Source organism: Pseudoalteromonas sp. APC 3358 (assembly GCF_030408075.1).
Taxonomy (GTDB): Bacteria; Pseudomonadota; Gammaproteobacteria; order Enterobacterales; family Alteromonadaceae; genus Pseudoalteromonas; species Pseudoalteromonas arctica.
Genome location: NZ_JASDCE010000004.1, coordinates 339,427 through 361,931, shown reverse-complemented (window position 1 = coordinate 361,931; position 22,505 = coordinate 339,427). Strand labels below are relative to the sequence as shown.

Annotated in this window: 22 protein-coding genes; 12 read left to right on the top strand and 10 right to left on the bottom strand. The window is 38.3% G+C overall.

What is annotated here, in order from left to right:
* Window positions 1-76: 76 nt before the first annotated feature.
* A complete protein-coding gene (gene queC, locus QL995_RS08890) occupies window positions 77-733 on the bottom strand; it encodes a 7-cyano-7-deazaguanine synthase QueC (RefSeq protein ID WP_007583902.1) in 657 nt (218 codons plus the stop codon).
* A gap of 145 nt (window positions 734-878) precedes the next feature.
* Between queC and queE the strand changes: the two genes are divergently transcribed.
* The 4 genes from queE (at window position 879) to QL995_RS08870 (ending at window position 5,377) form a co-directional block, all read left to right on the top strand.
* Entirely contained in the window at window positions 879-1,544 is a 666-nt protein-coding gene (queE, locus tag QL995_RS08885) for a 7-carboxy-7-deazaguanine synthase QueE (protein ID WP_290294025.1), read from the top strand.
* Between the two features lie 285 nt (window positions 1,545-1,829).
* Entirely contained in the window at window positions 1,830-2,573 is a 744-nt protein-coding gene (locus QL995_RS08880; RefSeq protein ID WP_290294005.1) for a class I SAM-dependent methyltransferase, read from the top strand.
* Window positions 2,574-2,826: 253 nt separating this feature from the next.
* The gene (locus QL995_RS08875; protein WP_290294004.1) at window positions 2,827-4,431 is read left to right on the top strand and encodes a P-loop NTPase fold protein; all 1,605 of its coding nucleotides are present in this window, start codon (window positions 2,827-2,829) and stop codon (window positions 4,429-4,431) included.
* Between the two features lie 349 nt (window positions 4,432-4,780).
* A complete protein-coding gene (locus QL995_RS08870) occupies window positions 4,781-5,377 on the top strand; it encodes a GNAT family protein (protein ID WP_290294003.1) in 597 nt (198 codons plus the stop codon).
* Window positions 5,378-5,858: 481 nt separating this feature from the next.
* Here the strand turns inward: QL995_RS08870 and bcp are convergent, their stop codons facing one another.
* Both bcp and QL995_RS08860 read right to left on the bottom strand, forming a co-directional pair.
* On the bottom strand, window positions 5,859-6,338 hold the full coding sequence (bcp, locus tag QL995_RS08865) for a thioredoxin-dependent thiol peroxidase (RefSeq protein ID WP_002963124.1): 480 nt from the start codon (window positions 6,336-6,338) through the stop codon (window positions 5,859-5,861).
* Window positions 6,339-6,349: 11 nt separating this feature from the next.
* A complete protein-coding gene (locus tag QL995_RS08860) occupies window positions 6,350-6,883 on the bottom strand; it encodes an ACT domain-containing protein (protein WP_007583906.1) in 534 nt (177 codons plus the stop codon).
* 359 nt (window positions 6,884-7,242) lie between these two features.
* On the opposite strand from QL995_RS08860, the gene bamC reads away from it, so the two are divergent.
* Both bamC and QL995_RS08850 read left to right on the top strand, forming a co-directional pair.
* Window positions 7,243-8,304 carry an outer membrane protein assembly factor BamC gene (gene bamC, locus QL995_RS08855; protein ID WP_024591010.1) on the top strand — a complete coding sequence of 354 codons (1,062 nt, stop codon included), beginning with the start codon at window positions 7,243-7,245 and terminating at the stop codon, window positions 8,302-8,304.
* Window positions 8,305-8,370: 66 nt separating this feature from the next.
* Window positions 8,371-9,741: a YjiH family protein gene (locus QL995_RS08850; RefSeq protein ID WP_007583911.1), complete on the top strand. Its 1,371-nt coding sequence runs from the start codon at window positions 8,371-8,373 to the stop codon at window positions 9,739-9,741.
* 53 nt (window positions 9,742-9,794) lie between these two features.
* Here the strand turns inward: QL995_RS08850 and QL995_RS08845 are convergent, their stop codons facing one another.
* Together QL995_RS08845 and QL995_RS08840 are read right to left on the bottom strand one after the other, a co-directional pair.
* Window positions 9,795-9,941 carry a DUF2897 family protein gene (locus QL995_RS08845; protein WP_121954333.1) on the bottom strand — a complete coding sequence of 49 codons (147 nt, stop codon included), beginning with the start codon at window positions 9,939-9,941 and terminating at the stop codon, window positions 9,795-9,797.
* 107 nt (window positions 9,942-10,048) lie between these two features.
* On the bottom strand, window positions 10,049-10,585 hold the full coding sequence (locus QL995_RS08840; RefSeq protein ID WP_101163303.1) for an acyloxyacyl hydrolase: 537 nt from the start codon (window positions 10,583-10,585) through the stop codon (window positions 10,049-10,051).
* Window positions 10,586-10,829: 244 nt separating this feature from the next.
* On the opposite strand from QL995_RS08840, the gene QL995_RS08835 reads away from it, so the two are divergent.
* Together QL995_RS08835 and QL995_RS08830 are read left to right on the top strand one after the other, a co-directional pair.
* Window positions 10,830-11,423, top strand: coding sequence for an ABC transporter substrate-binding protein (locus QL995_RS08835; protein ID WP_007583914.1), 594 nt, complete (start codon window positions 10,830-10,832; stop codon window positions 11,421-11,423).
* Window positions 11,424-11,653: 230 nt separating this feature from the next.
* Complete coding sequence (locus QL995_RS08830; RefSeq protein WP_010555074.1) at window positions 11,654-12,991, top strand: ankyrin repeat domain-containing protein; 1,338 nt, start codon at window positions 11,654-11,656, stop codon at window positions 12,989-12,991.
* 82 nt (window positions 12,992-13,073) lie between these two features.
* On the opposite strand, the gene QL995_RS08825 is transcribed toward QL995_RS08830, so the two are convergent.
* From QL995_RS08825 to QL995_RS08805, 5 genes are read right to left on the bottom strand one after another with little or no spacing between them, the layout of a single operon-like run.
* Window positions 13,074-13,517, bottom strand: coding sequence for a DUF2069 domain-containing protein (locus tag QL995_RS08825; RefSeq protein WP_010555075.1), 444 nt, complete (start codon window positions 13,515-13,517; stop codon window positions 13,074-13,076).
* Complete coding sequence (gene wrbA / locus QL995_RS08820; protein ID WP_007581039.1) at window positions 13,514-14,068, bottom strand: NAD(P)H:quinone oxidoreductase; 555 nt, start codon at window positions 14,066-14,068, stop codon at window positions 13,514-13,516. The genes QL995_RS08825 and wrbA overlap by 4 nt, the downstream gene beginning before the upstream one ends.
* Window positions 14,068-14,415 carry an arsenate reductase (glutaredoxin) gene (gene arsC / locus QL995_RS08815; protein ID WP_197237051.1) on the bottom strand — a complete coding sequence of 116 codons (348 nt, stop codon included), beginning with the start codon at window positions 14,413-14,415 and terminating at the stop codon, window positions 14,068-14,070. Before arsC ends, wrbA begins: the two co-directional genes overlap by 1 nt.
* 53 nt (window positions 14,416-14,468) lie before the next feature.
* Window positions 14,469-15,926, bottom strand: a complete 1,458-nt coding sequence (locus tag QL995_RS08810) for a M48 family metalloprotease (protein WP_007581042.1) — start codon at window positions 15,924-15,926, stop codon at window positions 14,469-14,471.
* 1 nt (window position 15,927) lies between these two features.
* Window positions 15,928-16,593, bottom strand: a complete 666-nt coding sequence (locus QL995_RS08805) for a hypothetical protein (RefSeq protein WP_007581045.1) — start codon at window positions 16,591-16,593, stop codon at window positions 15,928-15,930.
* Between the two features lie 145 nt (window positions 16,594-16,738).
* Between QL995_RS08805 and QL995_RS08800 the strand changes: the two genes are divergently transcribed.
* The 4 genes from QL995_RS08800 to pgi all read left to right on the top strand — a co-directional run bounded on the left by QL995_RS08800 (window position 16,739) and on the right by pgi (window position 22,465).
* Entirely contained in the window at window positions 16,739-16,957 is a 219-nt protein-coding gene (locus QL995_RS08800; protein ID WP_290294002.1) for a sulfurtransferase TusA family protein, read from the top strand.
* A complete protein-coding gene (locus QL995_RS08795) occupies window positions 16,950-18,026 on the top strand; it encodes an AI-2E family transporter (protein ID WP_169060373.1) in 1,077 nt (358 codons plus the stop codon). Before QL995_RS08800 ends, QL995_RS08795 begins: the two co-directional genes overlap by 8 nt.
* A 135-nt stretch (window positions 18,027-18,161) precedes the next feature.
* On the top strand, window positions 18,162-20,417 hold the full coding sequence (locus tag QL995_RS08790) for an aminotransferase class V-fold PLP-dependent enzyme (protein WP_290294001.1): 2,256 nt from the start codon (window positions 18,162-18,164) through the stop codon (window positions 20,415-20,417).
* A gap of 401 nt (window positions 20,418-20,818) precedes the next feature.
* Window positions 20,819-22,465: a glucose-6-phosphate isomerase gene (gene pgi, locus QL995_RS08785; RefSeq protein ID WP_024591002.1), complete on the top strand. Its 1,647-nt coding sequence runs from the start codon at window positions 20,819-20,821 to the stop codon at window positions 22,463-22,465.
* Window positions 22,466-22,505 lie beyond the last annotated feature (40 nt).

The following is a 22,505-nucleotide window of genomic DNA, read 5'->3' as shown; positions in this document are numbered from 1 at the left end:
AAATTAAACAAACAAAAAAGGCTATCGATGATAGCCTTTTTTGTTTACAGCAATTGTATTACTAATTAATTGCTGCTTATTCGTATTCTAACGGGTCTGTAATGTTATTTAGTGCAAATGCTTCAAGGCGTTCTTGGCACGCGCCACATTTACCACAGGCCTTTTCACGGCCGTTATAACAAGTCCACGTTTGGCTGTAATCTAATCCCATTTCAATACCGTCGGTTAAAATACCAATTTTAGTATTGTTTAAGTATGGGCTAAAAATTTCTACAGCGTCGTAATTAGCAATACGACACACATCATCCATTTTTTGCACAAATTCAGGACGGCAGTCAGGGTAAATAGCATGATCCCCAGAGTGAGCGCCGTAATAAACTTGGCCAGCTTTAAGTGATACTGCGTAACCAACAGCAAGCGAGAGCAAAATCATATTACGATTAGGTACAATCGTACTTTTCATGCTTTCTTCTTCGTAATGGCCTTCAGGCACATCAATGTCATCAGTAAGTGATGAGCCACCAATAAGTTGGTTAATCGCCGAAATATCAACAATTTTGTGTGGAACGTTTAATTTTTCACACACACTTGCCGCCACTTTAAGCTCTTTTACATGACGCTGACCATAGTCAAATGATAGGGCATATACATCATGGCCTTGTTGCAGGGCTTTATTTAATACGGTAAATGAGTCCATACCGCCGGAATAAATAACAACTACTTTTTGCGTCATATCTGTTTTGCTCTTAGTTTTAATAGAGGTTTATATCAGGGCGCGATATACTACACGGCCGCAGCTTAAATAACAATTTTTGCACAGCGCTTTTTGGTTTTTTAATAGTAGCAATTTGGCTGCTAGGTAGTAAGTGAGATCTCTTTTGTACAAAATTAATGAAGTGTTTGAAACCATTCAAGGTGAAGCTAGCTTTACTGGCACACCCTCAATATTTTTACGTTTGCAAGGCTGCCCAGTAGGCTGCTCTTGGTGCGACACCAAGCAAACGTGGGATGTTGATAATGTATATAAAGTATCGCTGGACGAAACCGTAGAAAAAAAGGCCGACTCAGATCATTGGGCTAACGCCAGTGCAGAGCAAATTTTAGCGTTGTTTCAATCACGTGGTTATACCGCAAAACACGTAGTAATTACCGGCGGCGAGCCATGTATGTTCGACTTAAATCCAGTATGTAACTTATTGCACGAACATGGTTTTAGTACACAAATAGAAACCAGCGGCACGTTTGAAATACTCGCCCCAGAGCAAACATGGGTAACGGTATCGCCAAAAATTAATATGCGCGGCGGTTATGAAGTACTTACCAGCACCATGAAGCGTGCCAACGAAATTAAACACCCCGTTGCTATACAAAAGCACGTAGAAGAGCTTGAAGAGTTATTTGCTAAAACAGGCGTTAATCCAAAGCTTGTTTACTTGCAGCCAATTAGCCAAAAAGTATCAGCAACCAAATTAGCAATCGACACCTGTATTGCCAAAAACTGGCGCCTATCAATACAAGTACATAAGTATTTAGGAATTAGTTAAAGCCAGCTTAAAGTTATAGTACGTAGGTTGGGTAGAGCGTAGCGAAACCCAACGAACCTCCAATTCCACACCGTTTTATAACAACGCTCTATAATATTTAAATACACAGGCCGTATAAGCGAAGTGCCATCCGACAACCCTGTACTTTATAGCCTGAACTTTATAGCCTGAACTTTATAACCTAAGATTACATCTACCCTAAAGCTCATATCTTCTTCGTTAATTGTGCTAATTAGTTTACTATGCGCGACTTAAAAATATTCTACTACTTACCACTAGGCTTATATGTCCGCAAATGCACTCTACACCGACCTTTCTGATTACTACGACTTAATGTGCGCAGATATAGATTATCAAGCCCAAAGCAATTCTATTCACAGGCTGCACCAAATTTTTGGTAATGGCGCAAATACCCATCTCGATTTAGCATGTGGCACCGGCCCGCATGTACGCCACTTTATTGATTACGGCTATAAAAGTAGTGGGCTTGATTTAAACCAGCCAATGCTAGATAAAGCAAAAACGCGCTGCCCAGAAGCGCAATTTTCGTTGCAAAACATGAGTGAGTTTAAAGTAACCGAGCAATTGGATTTAATTACCTGCTTTTTGTATTCAATCCACTACTGCGACGGCATTAATAAGTTAAAAGAGTGCCTTGCTAGCGTACACAGCGCATTAAATGTAGGTGGAATATTTTGTTTTAACACGGTTGATAAAAACAAAATCGACAGCGATTCATTTGTAGAGCACACCGCAACAAGCGAAAACAGCTTCTTCACATTTCGCTCTGGTTGGCATTACAGTGGCACTGGCAGCAAACAACTATTAAAACTCAGCATAGAAAAAACCACCGCAGATAAAACACTTGTATGGCACGACGAGCACCCAATGGTTGCTTTTAGTTATACCGAGCTTAAAGAAGCCTTAAAACCGTACTTCGAAATCCACATATTTGAACATGACTACGACAAAATAACCCCATGGGCAGAGCGCTCAGGCAACGCCATTTTTGTCTGCGTAAAAATTTAAGACAAACACGTATGTTGGGTAGAGCGTAGCGAAACCCAACGAGCTCCAACGAACCTCCAATACCCACGGCCCAATAACCCCGCATTATATATTTGAAAACGTAGGTCGGATAAGCGAAGCGCCATCCGACAATACACCGTATATGAGTTCTATTCTCGATATAATTCGTATAGAGTATTATTTTCCACTAATAATGGTTAAAGCTCTAATTTATAAAGATTAAGCGATAACCGACTTTTTAAAGAGGGCTAAAATGAAAATGGATTTTGACTGGAGTAAAATCAAAGTTATTGATGGAGAACAGTTCTCATCAGATAATCTTGATAGGGCAAAATATGCTACTTATTTAACTTCTTTAATTAAAGAAAAAGGTGGTACTGATAAGTCCAACTTATCAAATTACGTTTTAAATCTCGATGCAGAGTGGGGCGCAGGTAAAACCTATTTTTTGAAAAGGTGGAGTGAAGATTTAAAGGGGAATCATCCAGTTGTTTACATAGATGCGTGGGCAATTGATTACCTAGAGTCACCTCTAATGACAGTCTTAAGTGAAATAATTGAGCAGTTAAAACAACTCACTAATAAAATTGATCCTGATGAAACAAAAAGAAAGTTAAACGAGGTTGTAAAAGCTGCAGCACCGAGGATCGGTAGTGCGTTGATGAAGAGGTATTTAGGTTTTGATTTTAATATTTTTGAATCAACAGAAGAAGGGGAACAGCAAACTTCAAATGATTCAAAGAACGTGGACTTTTCTAAAGCAGGTGAGAGAGTTTTAGAGATTTTTTGCAAAGAGGTTACTGACAGCAAGGAGAGTGTAAAGACTCTAAAAGAAGCAATTCAACGATGGGTCGAATATGTCGTTAATACCCCAATTGAAGGTATGGAAACTATTACTAATAGTTTTCCTGCATTTATCTTTATTGATGAATTAGATCGCTGCAAGCCAACCTACGCCGTAGAAATGTTGGAAGCTATTAAACATGTTTTTGATATACCAGGCTTAGTTTTTATTGTGGCAACAAATACGTCGCAGCTTTCCCATACAATAAAAGCTGTCTATGGCGCTGATTTCAATGCAGAGGAATATTTAAGCCGATTCTTTGATAATAAGTATATCTTAAGAAATAAGATATCTCCTGCTTTGCTACATAACCACTGTAATTCTTCAGCTTTTAGTCAAGAATTTCTGGTAGGCAGACAAGTAATAATTTTTCCTTTTATCTACTTTAGTGTGGATAATTTTTTTGATCTATGTTGCGATGTTTTCTGTGCTTTAAAGTTATCACCTAGGCAGTCGATTAAAATATTAAATCGATTAGAGTTAATTGTTTCCAATATAAATTCAAAGGCTACTATAGACGGTCCTTTTTTAGTGATTCTATTAGCATTAATGGAAAAAAACATTAAGCTTTATGAAGAGTTTTTAGATTACTTTATATTGAATAAAAAAATCGATAACGGTACTTGTCCTGAATTTTCGTTATACTCCAAATTATTAAATATACAGATACCAGTATCGATACGGTATGATAGAGATCGTTTACTTTATGAATCGGTTGATGATTCTAGTTTGCCTTATGAGACTTCCGACTCTCCGAATGAATCTAAAAGTTATGAGCATAAAAGTAGTCTATGTAACTATTTGAATAGCTTTGGTGATTATTATCGCCAAACAAGTGATACAGATGTTTTGGGTAAAAAATATAGACTTCTTTGTGACACTATAAGTGGTAATAGTCGAGTAGGGCTAAACACGACATATTTACGTTTTACATTGAGCTTTTTAATTTTCAACAACACTTTAAATTTGGATTCTTATAGGGAGTTGGCTGAGATTTCTGCCAGCTTAGATTAATTCCTGAAACCTCGCACGGCTATTAATTAAGGCAAATTAACCACAATACCGAAAACAATAAGGTTTTTCGGTGTTGTCCCAACTCTAAATTACTTTAAACAATCGCCAGAAATATTAGCCGCGCTTGCCCGCGAATTAGCAAGACATCCATCTTAAATTTTGCTCTTTCTAAAATTAAAGAAACCAAAGGGGTCAATTTTGACTTCATACATCAAAATTATCGACTGCATATTCATACCGCGATCATGCTTTTACCTAATCAAAGTTTGAGTGAGTAACATAAAAGCGTTGCCCTATAACAATACTTTTCCGTATCTTTTTAATAGCTCAAAGGCTATTCAGCCGTTAAATGAGTTTGGGCTACTTAAGAGTGAGCTGTAGTCTTAAACTTACAACTATAAAAATTAATACTCACAAGGAAGAACACTTGCATATCCAAATTGCAGAACATATTAAACTAGCTCCTTTAGTGGAAAGCGATGCTGCGGACATTTTAAAGACTGTTAATTTAAGTCGGGCAAGTTTAGGTGAATTTTTGCCTTGGGTAGAAGGGGTAAACAATATTGAATCAGCTAAAAAGTACATACTCGACAGAGTAAACAGCGGGCTAAATGGTTCGCGGTGGTATAAAATTTATTATAAAGATAACCTGAGTGGTATTTTTGCAGTTAAGTCTATTTGTCCTGAGTTAAATGTAGCGGAGCTTGGTTACTGGTTAAGTAGTGATGCACAAGGAAATGGTATTATCAGTCAAGTAATTACAAGAGTGCCAATCATACTTAAAAATACAAGTGCTACAGTAATTGAGTTTAGATGCTTGGAACAAAATGCAGCTAGCATTAAAATTGCTTTAAAATCAGGTGCAAGTTTAGTCGGTACTATTCCAAACTTTGTATCTGTTGATAATACACGACAACAACTTAATATATATCAAGTGGCTTTATAAATAACCCTGAATACCAGACTCTCCAGTAATAACTCCGTCTATTTAATTACTTTTCTCATCAATTTCTTTCCCGCAATTATAACAGTTGTTAGTTGGGAGCTTATAACTAGAAATAGAGCGCATTACTTGGTTTTTCTTACAGGCAGGGCAGGCGTAATTAATTACAGAGATTATAAGCGCAATAGCGAAAACGAAACTACCGATATAAAACGGGTTTGAGTAAAATTGCATACTTGGTTCTGAAAAGTTAAAACCAATAATACAGATGATTAATGCAGTTAAATAAAGTTTAAATTTTAGGCTTTTATTCAAGGTTTAAATATCCAATTGGCAAGGTGCTAATAATAAGTGCTTTGGCAGTTTTAACAAATTATTTACTCTATTGCTATTTAAGTTTTATATAGCGCAAATGTATAGGCATAAAAAAAGCGTTGCCCTTGAGCAACGCTTTTCTGTATTTGTCTAATAGCTGGTAGCTAACTTATTCTGCTGCAAGATAATCCAAAACCACTTGATGGTGATCTTTAGTTTTAAACTTATCAAATAGGTGTTTTATTTTACCGTCTTGGCCTACTAAAAATGTCAGGCGGTGAATACCATCGTACTCTTTACCCATAAACTTTTTGTAGCCCCATACACCAAATGCTTCTGCAATGGCGTGGTCTTCATCGGCTAATAAATCAAAGTTAAGCTCTTTTTTAGTTTCAAAGTTTTTAAGGCGCTTAATTGGATCTGGGCTAATACCTACAACGCGGGTGTTAAATTTAGCAAGCTGTGCTTGCTCATCGCGTAGGTTTTCGGCTTGTACAGTACAACCCGGCGTTGACGCTTTAGGGTAAAAGTACACAAGCACTTGTTGCTCTTTTAACAGCTCGCTTAATGTTACTGTTTCGTCGTTTTGGTTTTGTAGGCTAAAAGCGGGTGCAGTATCGCCAGCTTGTAATGGACTAATTGTGTTCATGTTTAGCATCCTTAACGAATTCGTTTAAAAATATAATCTACGTTTAGCGTGTGAGAAAGGCTCTCAAAACTAATTTTAAATTGATCTATATCTACATCAACAGGTATGTTGAATTCAAGTTCACAACGCATTTTAATGTTGTCTTCTTGAGAATAAGTGTCTGACTTAAGTGAGCAAATACTAATATTATTGTCGGCAAAAAAGCGGGTCACTTTGCTGAGTGTGCCTGGCGTGTCTATGCCAGTGTATTCTAGGGTGTAACCTGCACAAAACTCGCTAGGAGTATGGCTCGCTGTGCGCTTCATCATGGTTAGCAGGCCAAGTTCCATGGCTTTAGTTGGCAGTACGTGCTCTATGCGGCTTATTGCCGACATGTCGCCGCTAAGTAGCATTATGAAGGTAAATTCGCAGCCTAAAATAGCAATACGGCTGTCAATAATGTTGCAGTGGCAATCGCTAACCAGTTGGGTTAGTTCACTTACAATACCGGGTCTGTCTTCGCCAATCGCTGTTAAAACAATTTGATGATTTGAAAATGCAGTCATGAGTTCAAATACCTTGTTACTTGGATTATATCAACCGAGTTGGCAACACCAAAAATACACACGAGAAGTTGCACGGCGGCGAAGTTTAACACAAAAAGGCCTCTAAACTACAGCACACCCTAATTAAGCGCTTTTAAAGTGCGGTGTTTCTTGTTTTTACTGGCACGGGAAAGTACCATAGCTAAAATTTGCTTATTTGCGCTTAGTTTTATTGCTAAGTTGAAGTGCTGAACTTTATTGCATTTAGGCAGCCAAATAATAAATGTAAAGTTAATATTGATTTTACACTGAACCAAATCGGCATTACCCACTCATATATTTGTTAAAACAATTAAAGGGTATGCTAAGGAGAAATATCTGTGCAGTATTGGATCCCAAAAGCACTTGCAGTAAGTGTATTGGTAAGTTTATCAGGGTGTAGTGTATTTATTAATAAGGCACATGACGAACGTAACTATCGTACGCATGAGCCTGTAAAAGCACCAACGTCGTTATCTCAACCAGCTCAAGACCCAGTTTATAAAATGGATGTAGGTCAATACGACAACAATCCTGAAGCTACAAATTACCGCCCACCGGCACAAGTATTAACAATTGCTAAAGGCAGTTGGGTAGAAGAGACAGATAAACAAGCGCGTATTTATTTTGATAAAAACGATGGCATTGCTGATTTAGATGAATTTCTTTGGGACACGATTCAATCAGTCCTCGCTGATAACAATGCAGGAACCACTAAAGAAGACAAGCTACTAGGTACTATTGAAACTGATTGGTACTCAATCATTAAAACCGAAGAAGGTTTTTGGTGGTGGGGCGATGAAGTTAACGATGACTTAGAAAAATTTAGATTCACTATTGAAGAAAAGTCACATCAGCGTACTGCGTCTTTACGTGTAGAGCTGATTGATTTTAAAGGCGACCATACGCTAACTGATTTGTTAAAACAGCAGTTAGAAGTACGTGCGCTTAACCAAGTAGTGAGCGAGTTTGATTACCGTTACCGTCAACTTGAAGTTGATATGCGTAAACGCCAAGGTATTATTTCTCTTGAAATGGGCTTTGATAACAAAGGTAATGCAGCACTTGTAACTGAGCAATCTTACGAAGCTGTGTTTGACCGTTTCTCTGGATTTTTAGAGCGCTTGTCGTTCACTATTGTTGAAATTAACCCAGATACGGGCTTAATTACTGCTGATTATACTAAACCTGAAACAAGTGTTTGGGATTCAATTTGGGGTGATGACGTAGCTCAACTACCTATTGATGAAGGCCAATACCAAATTTTAGTAAGTAAAACTAAAGAAGGCGGTACTAGCTTAACGTGGATGGATGACAAAGGCGAAACGCTTGAGCCAGGTACTATGAATGGTTTACAACAAGCATTAGAAGCAGCACTCATTCAGCGCGGCATTAAAATTTAAATAATAATAAGTTTTACCACAAAAAGAGCGCTATGCTCTTTTTGTGGTTTTTATAGGTTAATAAATATGTCTCAGCTACCTCATCGTTCACACTACACGTGGCGCACTTGGTTTACTTTTTTGGTTCCTTCGTTAATTGGTGTGTTTTTATTTATGACACCCATTAGTACCTCGCAAGGAATGACCATTCCTATTGCCGTTATGGCAAAAGCGGTTCAAGCAATGATGCTTGGCTCTGCTCAAGCAATTATTACTCTCATTATTTGTATTACAGGGGTTATTTCTGTAATTACTAAAGTGTTTAAACCCGCCGCTATATGTAACTCACCTTTATTAAAGCATTTATTTGATGTGAGCTGGACATGGCTGGTGGTGCGCTTATTTGGTATGGCGTTTGGTTTAATGACGTACTTAAGCCTAGGCAGCGAGATGATTACCTCGGCCAATACTGGCGCGCTGGTATTAAATGACTTATTGCCGGTGTTGTTTTCGGTATTTATTTTAGCGGGCTTATTACTGCCGCTATTAATTAACTTTGGTCTACTAGAGCTTGCTGGTACGTTAATGACTAAAGTAATGCGCCCTGTATTTGGTGTACCGGGTAGAAGCGCGGTTGACTGTACTGCATCGTGGTTAGGTGATGGTAGTGTGGGTATTTTGATGACTGCAAGGCAGTACGATCAAAAGCACTATACACAACGCGAAGCGGCTATTATTGGTACTACGTTTTCAGCGGTTTCAATTACGTTTAGTTTAGTGGTGCTTGGGCAAGTTAAACTTGAATACCTATTTGCACCGTTTTACGCAACGGTATGTTTAGCCGGTATTGTTGCCGCTATTATTGTGCCGCGATTACCGCCACTGCGCTTTAAAAAAGACTTATTGATTGATGGTACTGAGCCAGATAGAGACGCTGAAACAATTCCGGGTCATAAAACCTTATTTGGTCATTCGTTAGATGTTGCATTAGCCAAAGCAGATAACTCAACGGGTGTTAAAGGTACTATAAAAGAGGGCTTACATAACGCGCTTGATATGGTGTTTGGTGTATTGCCTGTAGTTATGGCGGTAGGTACATTTGCACTGATCATTGCTGAGCATACGCCTATATTTCAGTATTTAGGTATGCCGTTTGTGCCATTTTTAGAGTTATTACAAGTACCCGAAGCGGCAGCAGCGTCGCAAACTATTATGGTTGGTTTTGCTGATATGTTTATTCCGTCAATATTAGCTGCAGGTACAATTGAAAGTGATGTAACGCGCTTTATTATTGCTGCAATGAGTGTAACTCAGCTTATTTATATGTCTGAGGTGGGCGCACTTTTACTTGGCAGTAAAATACCGGTAAATATTTTAGAGTTGTTTATTATATTTATTTTGCGAACGCTAATTACTTTACCTGTTATTGCGCTAATGGCGCATTGGTTAGTAGGCTAAATTAACGAAAATACAATTAAGCGAATTGGTATTATTAAAAAAGCCCTGATTAATCAGGGCTTTTTTGTGTCTGTTGTATTTTTAATATTGGCGTTGGGCTTTTTAAACTCCGTTTTTGCAGAGAGTCTAATTAGCGCAATATTACCAATAATAATGGCAAAAACAACGGCGACAATAATTACAATATGCCAAGTTTGCATCGCAGTATCACTTAATATTTAGTACGTTTAAGTGTGACTGTTTTACGCTATAACAGCAATTAAATTACTCAAAACACAATCAATAATTTTAAACGCAATCAATAACTTTAAAAACGTCTAGCTACCGAAAGCGTTAAAAAGTTAAGCCCTGGGTTTGGCTCTTTAAAGCCTGCGTTTGAATAGTGAATAACTCTAAGGGCAACGTTAGTATGACCAAAGTCGGCAACAAGGCCTATGCGGTCTTCAAACTGGTAGTGAGTACTTATGTTTTTACCGGCAAACTGCGTTTCATCAATCAGTGATACACCAATCCCTGCCTCTACATAAAATGGGGTGTTGTTAAAACTAAAGGCAGGAAATTGCAGTACAGGTGACATAGCAAGTACTAGGTTTGATTGTGTTTCATCGCCGTGGCGGTATTCCCACATATTTACGCTGGTTTCAAAGTAAAAGCGTGCATCACCAATTATATTTTGCATGCTAGGTGCATGATACTGATACGCAAGCTTAACGCCGTTTACGTTACCTTCGCCTTTGAGAAAATCAACGGCATAACCGTGGTTCGATTGAGCAAAAGCAAGTTTGCCAAAAAGTGAAACTACTAATACAAAAGAGATAATAAGTGTTTTAAGTGACGTTTTCATAGGTGCCAAATGTTTGTCTGATTCAAGTGATAACTAAATGATAAGGGCGACCTATTAACAATTACAATGAGGACAAAATGCCGGTTGTATATGACCTGTTAATGGAGGTTTCTAACTGCTTGAATTTATTTTAGTTATTTTATTGGTGCGATTTGGGCATTAATAAGTTGCTTATTTGTGCCTTTTTTATTGCGTATAGTTCGCGTAAATTACAGCCATCTTAATCACACAGACATATACAATTATGAAACTCTTTAAACTATTCGTTTTAGCCACTGCTTTTTTTAGTAGTTCGTTATTTGCACAAACTCAGCAATCGCCAGATCAGTTACTTGAATCAGTAGCCGATAAGCTATTTGCAGACATTGGCCAAGTAAATTCAAAAGGCACAGCAAGTAAAGAAGCGATGGCTGCCATTGTTGAAAAACGTTTAATGCCACATATTGATGTTAAGTTTGTGTCGTTTAAATTATTAGGTAAACACATTAAAGGCATTGAGCGCGAACAGGCAGTTCAATTTATTGATGCAGTAGAGCATTACTTAACAGGCACATACGCCGGTGCACTAATGAAGTACACAGGTCAAAAAGTAGTATTTGAGCGTAATAACGCAAAAAGTGACTCTGAGTACGCAACAGTTAATACACAAATTATTGAGCCAAATGCGCCTACAATCGACTTAAGTTTTAAGCTTCGTTTAGGTAAAAATGATGAGTGGAAAGTATACGATATTGTTGCCGAAGGTATTTCACTATTAAGTGCTAAGCAAAAAGAGATTATTCAACGTATTTCTGAAGTGGGTTTAGATCAAGTTATTAGCGAGTTAAAAAGTAAATAGACTATTTGTCTGGCTCTGATTAAGCCCAACTCCAACCTCAAAAACGGCCAATTACTTATGTACTTGGCCGTTTTTATATTTGTAAGTAAAGGATTGTTGTTATTGCGTAATTTTGCGCTAGCAGCAAAACAAAGGTGTGCTAGAATATCGACACTTTGATTAAGCGTGGTGTCAGCTAAAAACTGATATAACTTACCACCCCCAAGCCACACTGGAGTTGTGTTGTTTTAATGGAAAATGTACTGATTTGGCCAAAGGAATACCCATTACTTATTAAAGGACTGGTAGAACAAAACGGTGCCTTTATTTTAGATGCTTTGGAAGCTTGGCCTGCTTGTCGTTCTACAAATGAAGACGATGGTGTATGCACCACCGTGTTACCGCCTATTTATTATTTGGCATGGCTAACCCCGCTAGAACCATTTGAAGAATGTTACTTTCAACATATCTCTGAATATGACGAAGACGCACAAGCGTATATTAGTGCGGTTAAAAGCCATTACTACGATAATGAATACACCCCTGAAAGCTTAGTGCTTATGCTATGCCAGCGCCTAGAAAAATACGCAAGTGTGGCTGCACAAAATACCATAGATACGCCACTGTCTTTAGTCGATTTGTTTTTTAGTAAACGCTATTTCACGTTAATTGAGCATGCGCTAAATAATAAAAGTAAACTTTCGGCAAAAGATACATTAGCCCTTTGGAAAGAAGTTGATTTTAGAGAGCGCTTAAGTGCGTTTATTCCAGAGTCTATTGCTGATTTAGATACTCTTTCTGAACTTGCCAGCGAAAAAGTAGCAGCGGGTAAAGACTATTTTACGTTGCTTACACAGGTTTCTCCTGATGTTGACTCTGTTGTACTGCTAGAAAAAGCATTATTAACGCACCTGCGTAAAAAAACAGCCAAGCAAACAATGGCAATGCGTTTTATTGAGCAAGGCGCTACAGGTGTTCTTGCTGATGAAAACAATAAAACAGCTTTTATGTGGGCCGCCGAAAAAGGCTTTGTAAATGTGGTTGAAACGCTACTTGCAAAGCAAGACAAAAAAGCGGTTGATAATTTAGGTAACACAGCACTTCATTACGCTGTATTTGCTAAAAATGAATCGTTAATGGTGCTGCTTATTAAAGCGGGCTATAACTTTAGAGCGCGCAATAAAGAAGGTTTAAGTTGTTACCGTTTGGCGGTTAGTATTAAAGCTAATAACTTGGTTAAATGTTTAGAGCGTGACTTTGGTATTAAAGAGCTTTCGCCAGAAGGGCAGTTTGATCGCATTAAAAAAGTACATGTGCTGCACGCTATTGTCACTATATTGCTGCCTTTGCAGTTGTTCTTCTTTTTTGATGAAACACTCTCTATTAAAAGTGAGCTGACGCTGAGTTTAACTATGGCGGCAGTGATTTGTTTTTTCTTTGCGACCACTTTAAAACGCTGTGCGTTATATCCACATATTAAACACCCTTGGGGTTTATTTGTGCTTAGAGGCTTTTCGTTTATTAGCTTAATTGCTCAAATAGGGTTGGCGAGTATTGTGGTGCTAGCTGCCTTAAGTGATTTAGTTTAGTCACTTTTAAACAGCTAATAAAAAACGCGCTTAAAGCAATTTAAGCGCGTTTTTTGTATTTATAACCGTTTATGGTTAAGCCTTATTTACCGTGCTCATTTGCTGCTTTTTCTTCAGCTAGTTCTTCTTTAAGCTTACGGATTTTTAAACCTTGTTCTTGTCCGCGGTGTCTTGCGTAGTAAGTACAACCAATAAACATTGAAGAGGCAAACACAAGCTCTAGCAATACCCAAATTAACTCATCTGGCGCTGCCCACAGCATGGTAAGCCCGTGAATAAAATACAGCATTACAACAAAGTTAGCCCACGCATAAGTGTATGTACTGTCTTTAATTATGCCTCTTAACGGCAGTAGTAACGGAATAATAGGCAAAAATAAAGACACTAAACTCGCATTACCACTTAGAGGTGGCACAAAATACATCCACAGTGGAATAAGAACAAGTAAACCTACATAGCCAAATAGTGCGGCACGCTGAAACTTTACTGTAATCGGCTTTTTAGCTGGGTTGTCAGCTGTATTCATTTAAGTTTTCTCGCAATGTGAGTAAGGCGTTTACCAACGCTTTGGCATATTTTAATTTCGTCTTTGCTTAGCTGTGCACTATTAGCGCTGCCAGCAACGTGTGTTGCACCGTATGGTGTTCCACCTGTTTGTGTTGCAAGTAGTTCGGGTACATCGTACGGCACGCCCAGTAGCATCATACCGTGGTGTAATAGTGGCAGAGATAAGTTAAGTAAGGTTGCTTCATTACCACCATGCATACTGCTTGATGACGAAAACACACACGCTGGCTTATCTATTAACTGACCTTTTAACCATAAGTCGCTGGTGGTTTCCCAAAAGCTTTTAGCTTGAGAGGCCATCATGCCAAATCGGGTTGGTGTACCAAATGCTAAACCATCGCAATTTATCAAATCATCTTTGGTGATCACAATGTCGTGCGCATTTTTAGCCACAAAGGTGCGAAGTAGTGCTGTAGCGCCTTGTTGCTCTATCGACTCTGCTATTTCGTGAGCCATTGCTTCAACGGAGCCATGGCTTGAGTGATAAAGCACCACTATGGTTGCACTCATTATAAAACGCTTAGTACGTTTTCTGGTGGACGACCAATCGCTGCTTTATTGTTATTCACTACAATAGGGCGTTCAATTAGTTTTGGATTTTTTACCATGGCATCTATTAATGCTGATTCACTGCTTTCATCTTTTAAATTAAGCGCTTTGTAGTCATCTTCTTTTGTGCGCATTAATTCACGTACGGATGAAAAACCAAGTTGGATTACAAGCGTTGAAATTTGCTCGTGTGTAAGAGGCGTTTTTAAATACTCTACAACACTTGGCTCTATTGCTTTACTTTGCAGTAGCGCTAGCGTTTCGCGTGATTTAGAACAACGTGGATTGTGGTAAATAGTAACAGACATAAAATGATTCCAAAGTGTGAATTGCGTCTATTTTAGGGTAACCGCTTGCAGACTTAAAGTCTTGCAAGCTCTTTTTGTAAAAGTCGATACTGGGTAAGTAGTGCTTTTAAACGTTGTTGCTTTACAAGTTGAGTAGGCTCTACAAAGTTTAGTGCTTTTTGTACTTCGTCTGCGGCTTTTAAATAAGCACCATATTGCGCTAATACATCGGCGTTAGCTTCGTGATAAGAGGCTAATTTATCTTGTTTTTTATACGCGTCTGCAAGGAGTTGTTTGCCTAAGTTATGATCTGGCTTTTCGAGTAAAAAACTCTTTAAAATATTTTCAGCAAGCTCATATTGCTCAGCTTCAAGTGCTGAGTTGGCATAGTTAAGTGTAATTACCTGATTATTAGGGCGATACTGATTTAAATCCGCTAAAAACTTAACGGCTTCGTCTGCCTTTTTTTGTGCAATAAGTAAATCGGTATGGGTATCTATATAAAATAAGTTCTTAGGATCGTTTTTTAAAAGCTCGTCTAATATTGGTGCTGCTTCATCAAGCTTTTTTTGATCAAGCAAGCTTATGGCTAAGCCATACTTTAATGCAGTGTTGTTGTAGGTGTTTTCGCGCAGTAGCTTTCTAAATAGATCTTCTGCGTTTTCTGGTTTGTTGTCATAGCGGGCAAGCACTCGACTTTTTGCTAAATTAAACTCAAGACTCGCATTCATAAGGCGCACAGGAAATTGCTCTGCACGCAAACGTACATCTGATACACGACTCTCTGGTAATGGGTGAGTTAGCAAAAATGCTGGTGGCTTGTATTTATAGCGAATTTGCGCTGCAAGTTTAGTTAAAAACTCACTCGATGCACGGGGATCAAATCCTGCATTATTAAGTGTTTGCATGCCTATGCGGTCAGCTTCTTGCTCAGCTGAGCGGCTATGCGTTAACTGGCTAAAAGCAGATTGTGTTTGGCTGGCAGATATAATGGCAATACCCGCGTCGGGTGCAACAACGGTTGCTAATATACCTGCAATCATACCGGCAATTGTCAGCGCGCTGTTATCTTGTTGCTGCTGTATTCTACGTGCTAAGTGCCGCTGTGTTACGTGAGCAATTTCGTGACCAAGTACCGAAGCAAATTGGCTCTCGTTATCGGCTTGAGCTATTAATCCGGTGTGTACACCTACATGCCCGCCATAAAATGCAAACGCATTTATTTCTGAGTTATTTATCCAAAAAAACGAAAACGGAAAACGTACATCGTTAGCATTAGCAACAAGTTTACGGCCAATAGTTGTGAGGTATTCATCTAGCACTGGGTCATTTATTACTGGCGATGAACCTCGTATTTGCATCATCATTACTTCGCCAATAGCTTGTTCTTTTTCAAGTGGCAGTGCTTGTAATGCAGATGTTCCTAAATCAGGAAGTGTAAAATTGGTTTGCGCTTTTAAAGGTTCGCTTACTAATAAGCTAAACGTAAGCGCGGCACTGCATAAAGTGATAAATGCTGATTTTAGCTGCATTTTATTCCTTGTTAATTTGTTCGCCAATTGCAATTTTGGCTATGTCTATTTCGTCACTGCTTGCACGGCTGTCTTTTTCGCACAATTGGTATAGTTCTTTTATTGTGACTCCATCAAGCTTTACAACGTTCAATTCTCGCTGCAAAAAAGTAATAATTTTATGTACTACTTTATGTGCATGTAAAATAATGGCTTTATCTGCTTTGTCGCCCCGTTCAAAATAAAAGCCAATAAACTTATGTAACTGACTTATTCTGATCAGGTTTTTCATTGAATGTGGATCCCACACTCTAAACTCCATAAAGCGATTATTTTTTATGTATTGGTCAACAATAACATCTTTAGCATAAGGCTGTGCCCATAGCTCAAAGCCTCTGTCGGTAAAAACTTGGTGCAGCGCAATACGTGGCTTATGTTTAGTGTGTATTACACCAAGGCTGTCTTCATGGCCTTCTAATAAATCTAAGTTCCAATTGCGTTTATCTATAAGTTGTTTAACTGCATTATCGAATCCATGATCTAAAATCCCTTCTGATTCGCTTATTGATGAGGCAACAAGGTGATAAAAAGGAGGTAGTTCGCCCCAGTTAATTTGCTTTTTAAACCAATTAATCTCTTTGAGTGTTGGATTACTTGGTAGTTGCGCTTTATTATGCGTGCCAGGCATTAACTTATCCTTACTGCTAGTTATGTTATAAGGATAAACTATTGCAGGTATTGTTTTAACAAAAAGTTACAACGGTTTGGGTATATAAGTATATTGACCGTAAATATGCGACTTATTATTCATTTACTATACGGATAAAGTAGTTATGGTAGAGCGCGATTTAAAAGAGTTTAAATGCCCTCAGCAATTTGTGCAGTTTAAACTTGCGCTACGAAGTGCGCAATCTTCAAAACAACGTATCACTTTTAGTCTTGATAAAGGTGAAAGTGCGAACGATATTGAACGTTTTTTGCAAAAAAATGCTTATAGTTACAATTTTGATAAACAACGTGGGTTGTTATTAGTGGAGCCATTACATGTTTGAATACGTAAAAACATGGTACGAAAGGAAGTTCTCGGATCCTCATTCGTCTACCTTATTATTTTTATTATTAGCCTCAGTGGCCTTACTTTACTTTTTTGGCTCGTTAATTGTTCCTGTGCTTGTAGCATTGGTTATTGCTTATTTACTTGATTGGCCGGTTGTTCATTTAGAGCGCGTTGGCTTAAAACGTTTTACTGCAACGATTATTGTAATGTTGATATTTATTAGCATTATGCTCACCCTTATTTTGGTTATTGGCCCAGTGCTTTGGAAGCAAACCAGTAACTTAGTGCAAGAAACTCCGCATATGTTAGAGCAAGGGAAGTCTTATTTAATGGCTTTACCTGAACAATACCCAAGTTTAATTAACATAGAACAAGTACAAGCTATTGTTGCAACGGTAGAAGCTAAAATCATTGAGTTTGGTCAAACTGTATTGTCGTTTTCACTTACGTCATTAAAAGATGTTGTTGCGTGGCTTATATATTTAGTACTTGTGCCGTTACTGGTGTTTTTTATGCTTAAAGATAAGCTGGAGCTAACGGGGAGTATTGCTAAACTGATCCCGCAGCAACGACGCTTAATTTTGCAAGTGTGGCACGAAATGAATCAACAAATTATGAATTACATTCGCGGTAAAGTGTTTGAAATTTTAATTGTTGGTGGTGTGTCTTTTATTGCATTTACTGTTTTAGATTTACGCTACGCCGCATTACTTGGTGTGCTTGTTGGCTTGTCGGTATTAATTCCATTTATTGGCGCGGCACTCGTCACTATTCCGGTAGCGGCAGTTGCGCTGTTTCAGTTTGGATTAGAAACACAGTTTTGGACCATTTTAATTATTTACGGAATTATTCAGGCGCTTGATGGCAACGTGCTTGTGCCACTATTATTTTCTGAGGCGGTTGATTTAAATCCGGTATTTATAATTGTCGCGGTATTATTTTTTGGTGGCTTGTGGGGATTTTGGGGCGTATTTTTTGCCATCCCGTTGGCTTCATTAGTAAAAGCGCTAATAACAGCTTGGTCGTCAACGCATGAAGAGATAAGTAAAGAGGTCAGTGAATAATTAAGTAAACAGACTTTTAGTCTAAAAAAGAATAGTAAACGCACCTCTAGTGCTAATTGATTATTACTCATTACCTGTAAATTTATGTACTATTGGTAATAAGATATATTTTTTAGTAATAAGGTGCGTTTTTTAATGTCTGAGTTTTTATTGCACGATGAGCCAGTAAAACAAGTTTACCTTGATGCAAACGCAACGACCCCTGTGTTGCCTTGTATTGCTGATGTTGTTTCTCATACCATGCAAATATGTTTTGGTAATCCTTCAAGCCCGCACATTACAGGTATTCAAGCCAAGCATTTATTAGAACAAACACGTCAAAAAGCACACACAGTTATTGGCGCAAGTAATGGCGATATTTTATTTACCTCTGGCGCAACAGAAGGCATTCAAACTGCGGTGGTTTCTACGTTAATTGATGCTAAAAAACACCCGATTAAAAACCCCGTATTGTTATATGGCGCTACTGAGCACAAAGCGGTGCCAAATACACTTAAGCACTGGAATAGCGTACTTGACGTTAATGCTGAAGTGCTTGCTATTCCGGTTGATAGTAACGGTATTTTAGATTTAGATTTTATAGCAGAGCATATTAATAATGCTTTGATGATTTGCACCATGGCCGTTAATAACGAAACCGGTGTATATCAAGATTTACCCGCTATTGAGCAGGTAATTCGTAGCCGTAATAAAAGTGTATCGTGGATGGTGGATTGCGTGCAGGCGCTCGGTAAACAAGCGCTCGCACTAAGTGACACTACAATAGATTACGCACCTTTTTCGGGGCATAAGCTTTATGCACCTAAAGGTATTGGCTTTTTATATATTCGTAGTGGCAGTGCGTACACACCTTTTATAGCGGGTGGCGGTCAAGAAAGTGGGATGCGCTCAGGCACCGAAAATCTACCCGGTATTGCAGGGTTAAATAAGCTATTTAGTATGTTGCTTGATAAATCAGACAACACGTTTAAGTCTGTTAGCGTACTTAATTCTTATCGAAGCCAGTTACAAAGCGCGATAAAAGACACCTTTGGCGATATTACATTCAATCATGATTTTGCTTATAGCGTGCCTACCACACTTAACTTTGCTGTTAACGATTTAACGAGCAAAGAAGTGATTGATTTATTTGACGCTGCGGGCATTCGCGTAAGTGGAGGCTCGGCTTGTAGTACAGGCGCATCAACAAGTTTTGTTTTAGATGCAATGGGTGCAAGTAAGTGGCAAAGCGAAAACGCGATTAGGCTATCGTTTGGACCTGCTGCAACACAACACGATATTGATGATGCTTGTGTGCGTATTCGCGCTCTTAAAGCAATACTACAGGCAAACTGTTTAATCGTATCTGACAGCACCACACCACAACAAGAAGTATGCGCACTGGGCCTTACTCAATTTAGGCACCAAGGTGCATGTAGTTGGCTTTATGTGAGCGATGATAAACACGCTGTAATTATCGATCCTATTATTGAGCTTATTCCGCGCTTTGAAAAAATAGCTAATACACAAAACTTAACTATATCGGCGGTGCTTAATACTCATCTGCATCAAGAGCGAGAGTCAGCGACTAATTTACTAACCAGCGTTCTTGACTCAAGAGTTATAAAAGGTGAGGTTGATTTGCTAGGTTGGCCACTAAATACAGCAAGTATTAACTTGGCAAACGACGTACTTGAAAAAGTAGCTACACCTGGGCACAGCAAAGATAGCGTAAGTTATTTATTAAAAAACAGTAATGGCGAAACGCGTTACTGTTTTTGTGGTGACTTAATACTGCCTGCAGGGCTTGGCAATACATCGCTTATAGGTGGGGATGCAAAAGCAATGGCACGCTCTATTTTAGCAATGAGCGAGCAACTTAATAGCACCAGCATTATTTGCTCAGGGCACGACTACCAACAATGTTTTGCCATGAACTGGGCTGTACAGCAAAACCAAACGCCATTACTTGATGCGTTAGTGAGCGGCAGTATTTCAGTTGATGAATTTGCAATACAAAAACAGCAGTACGACGCTTCAAAACAAGTAGATAACACGCAATTGTGTGGTTATGTAAATGCGTTACCTGAGGTTGATACACAGCAATTAAATTTTGATGACGCTAAAGTAATGTTAAACACCAGCGATACATATTTAATAGATACTCGGGAGCCGTATGAGCATGGAGCAAATAATGTTGCTCAGTTATTTAATACGCTAGATGAAAAAACATTAAATATACCACTTAGCAGAATGGCAAATGCGGTATTTGAAGGGCAATTAAACAAAAATAACAAGTACATTTTATTATGCCGTAGTGGTAACCGCTCAAAAATTGCTGCAACTAATTTAATGCAACTAGGATACAAAACGGTTTATAACCTAAGTGGCGGGTTAGCGCTTAGTAATTAAACAAAGATTGTAACTTATACAAAATCGGCTTTAGGGCCGATTTTTTTGTTTTTAAGGTTTATTTGCTCGCAAGGTAAACAAGCCCTAGTAATTAGTGAATAACTATAAAAAGTAATTATTGTGCTGATAAAAATTCATTAATATTTCATTTTGATTGATTAAGCTATCCCGTTGCCTTTAAAATTGCGGGTAAATTAATTTATAAAATTTTTATGATACCGGTGTCAAAAGCTAAAAATTGCGTTATCATCGGCATCTAAAATTATAAAAACAGCACTTTTTTTGCATTTTTAGTTATACTATCGGCGCTTTATTTTAGTGTAAATAAGCAGTGTTAAGAGTTTTGCTTTTATAAAAAACATTTTTAAATCAATTGATTGAAAAAACTAGAGGATATTTCCATGTCTAACCGAACGCAACTAGCAAGTTGGCAAGCACTAGAACTAAGTGCAGCTAAGATGAAACAAACACATCTAAAAACGTTATTTGCACAAGATGACACGCGCTTTTCTCAGTTTTCGACTCAAGTACCTGGCGTATTATTCGACTATTCTAAGCAACTTATTGATAACGATGTTTTTGCAAACTTAATGTCGCTTGCTAAAGAATGCGATATTGCATCGTGGCGCGATAAAATGTTTAGCGGTGAAAAAATCAATATCACCGAGGATCGCTCAGTACTACATACGGCACTTCGTAATCGTGCTCACACTCCATTAATAGTGGATGGCGAAAACGTAACACAAGCCGTAGACAACGAATTAGCTAAAATTAAAGTGTTTGTAGAAAAAGTTCGTAGCGGTAAATGGTTAGGCTATACCGGTAAAGCGGTAAAAGATGTTGTAAGTATTGGTGTAGGTGGTTCTAACCTTGGCCCACAAATGGCAACCGAGGCATTAAAAGCACTTGCTGATGATACGTTAAATGTTCATTACGTATCTAATGCTGACGGTGTACAAATTTCGTCTATATTAAAAGCCATTGACCCTGAAACAACATTATTTGTTATTTCGTCAAAAACATTTACTACGTCAGAAACTATGACAAACGCTAAAACAGCGGTTGACTGGTTTTTACAAACAACAAAAGATGAAAGTACAATTGCAAAACACTTTGTTGCAGTAAGTACAAATTTAGAAAAAACGGCAGCCTTTGGTATCAGCGACGAAAACGTATTCACTATGTGGGATTGGGTTGGCGGTCGCTTTTCACTTTGGAGTGCGATAGGCTTACCAATTGCTTTATATTTAGGCTACGACGCCTTTGAGGCAATTTTAGAAGGCGCGTTTGAAATAGACGAGCACTTTAAATCTGCGCCGTTTGAGCAAAATATACCATTAATTATGGCATTGCTTAGTGTGTGGAATACGAGCTTTTTGGGCTACACAGCGCAAGCTATATTACCGTACGACCAAGCACTGCATATGTTGCCTGCGTATTTACAGCAAGGCGAAATGGAAAGTAATGGTAAACACGTTAACTTTGCAGGCGAAACGGTACCTTATACTACAGTTCCAATTATTTGGGGCATGACGGGTATTAATGGTCAGCACGCATTTTATCAGTGTTTACACCAAGGTAATGTAATTGTACCTGCAGATTTTATTGCATCAGTTAAACCACAAGTGAATGTTGATAAGCATCACGATATTTTATTATCAAACTTCTTTGCACAAACAGAAGCGATGATGAGTGGTGTAGATGCAGCGCAAGTTACTGCTGATTTAACCGCTAAGGGTAAATCGCAAGCAGAGATTGATGAGTTATTAAATCATAAAATTCATCAAGGCAATCGTCCTACAACGTCTATGCTATTAGATACAGTAGATGCTAAAACAGTGGGCCGTTTAATTGCACTGTATGAGCATAAGATATTTTGCCAAGGCATTATTTTAGAAATATGTTCGTTTGACCAATGGGGTGTAGAACTGGGTAAAGGTTTAGCATCTAAAATTGAGAGTGAACTCACTGATGAAAGCGTTAAACATGCTCATGATAGTTCTACAAACGGCTTAATGGCGTACTACAAACAAAACCGTACGCAGTAAAAAATTCGCTTACGCAAGTAAGTAAACCGAGTACCTTTGA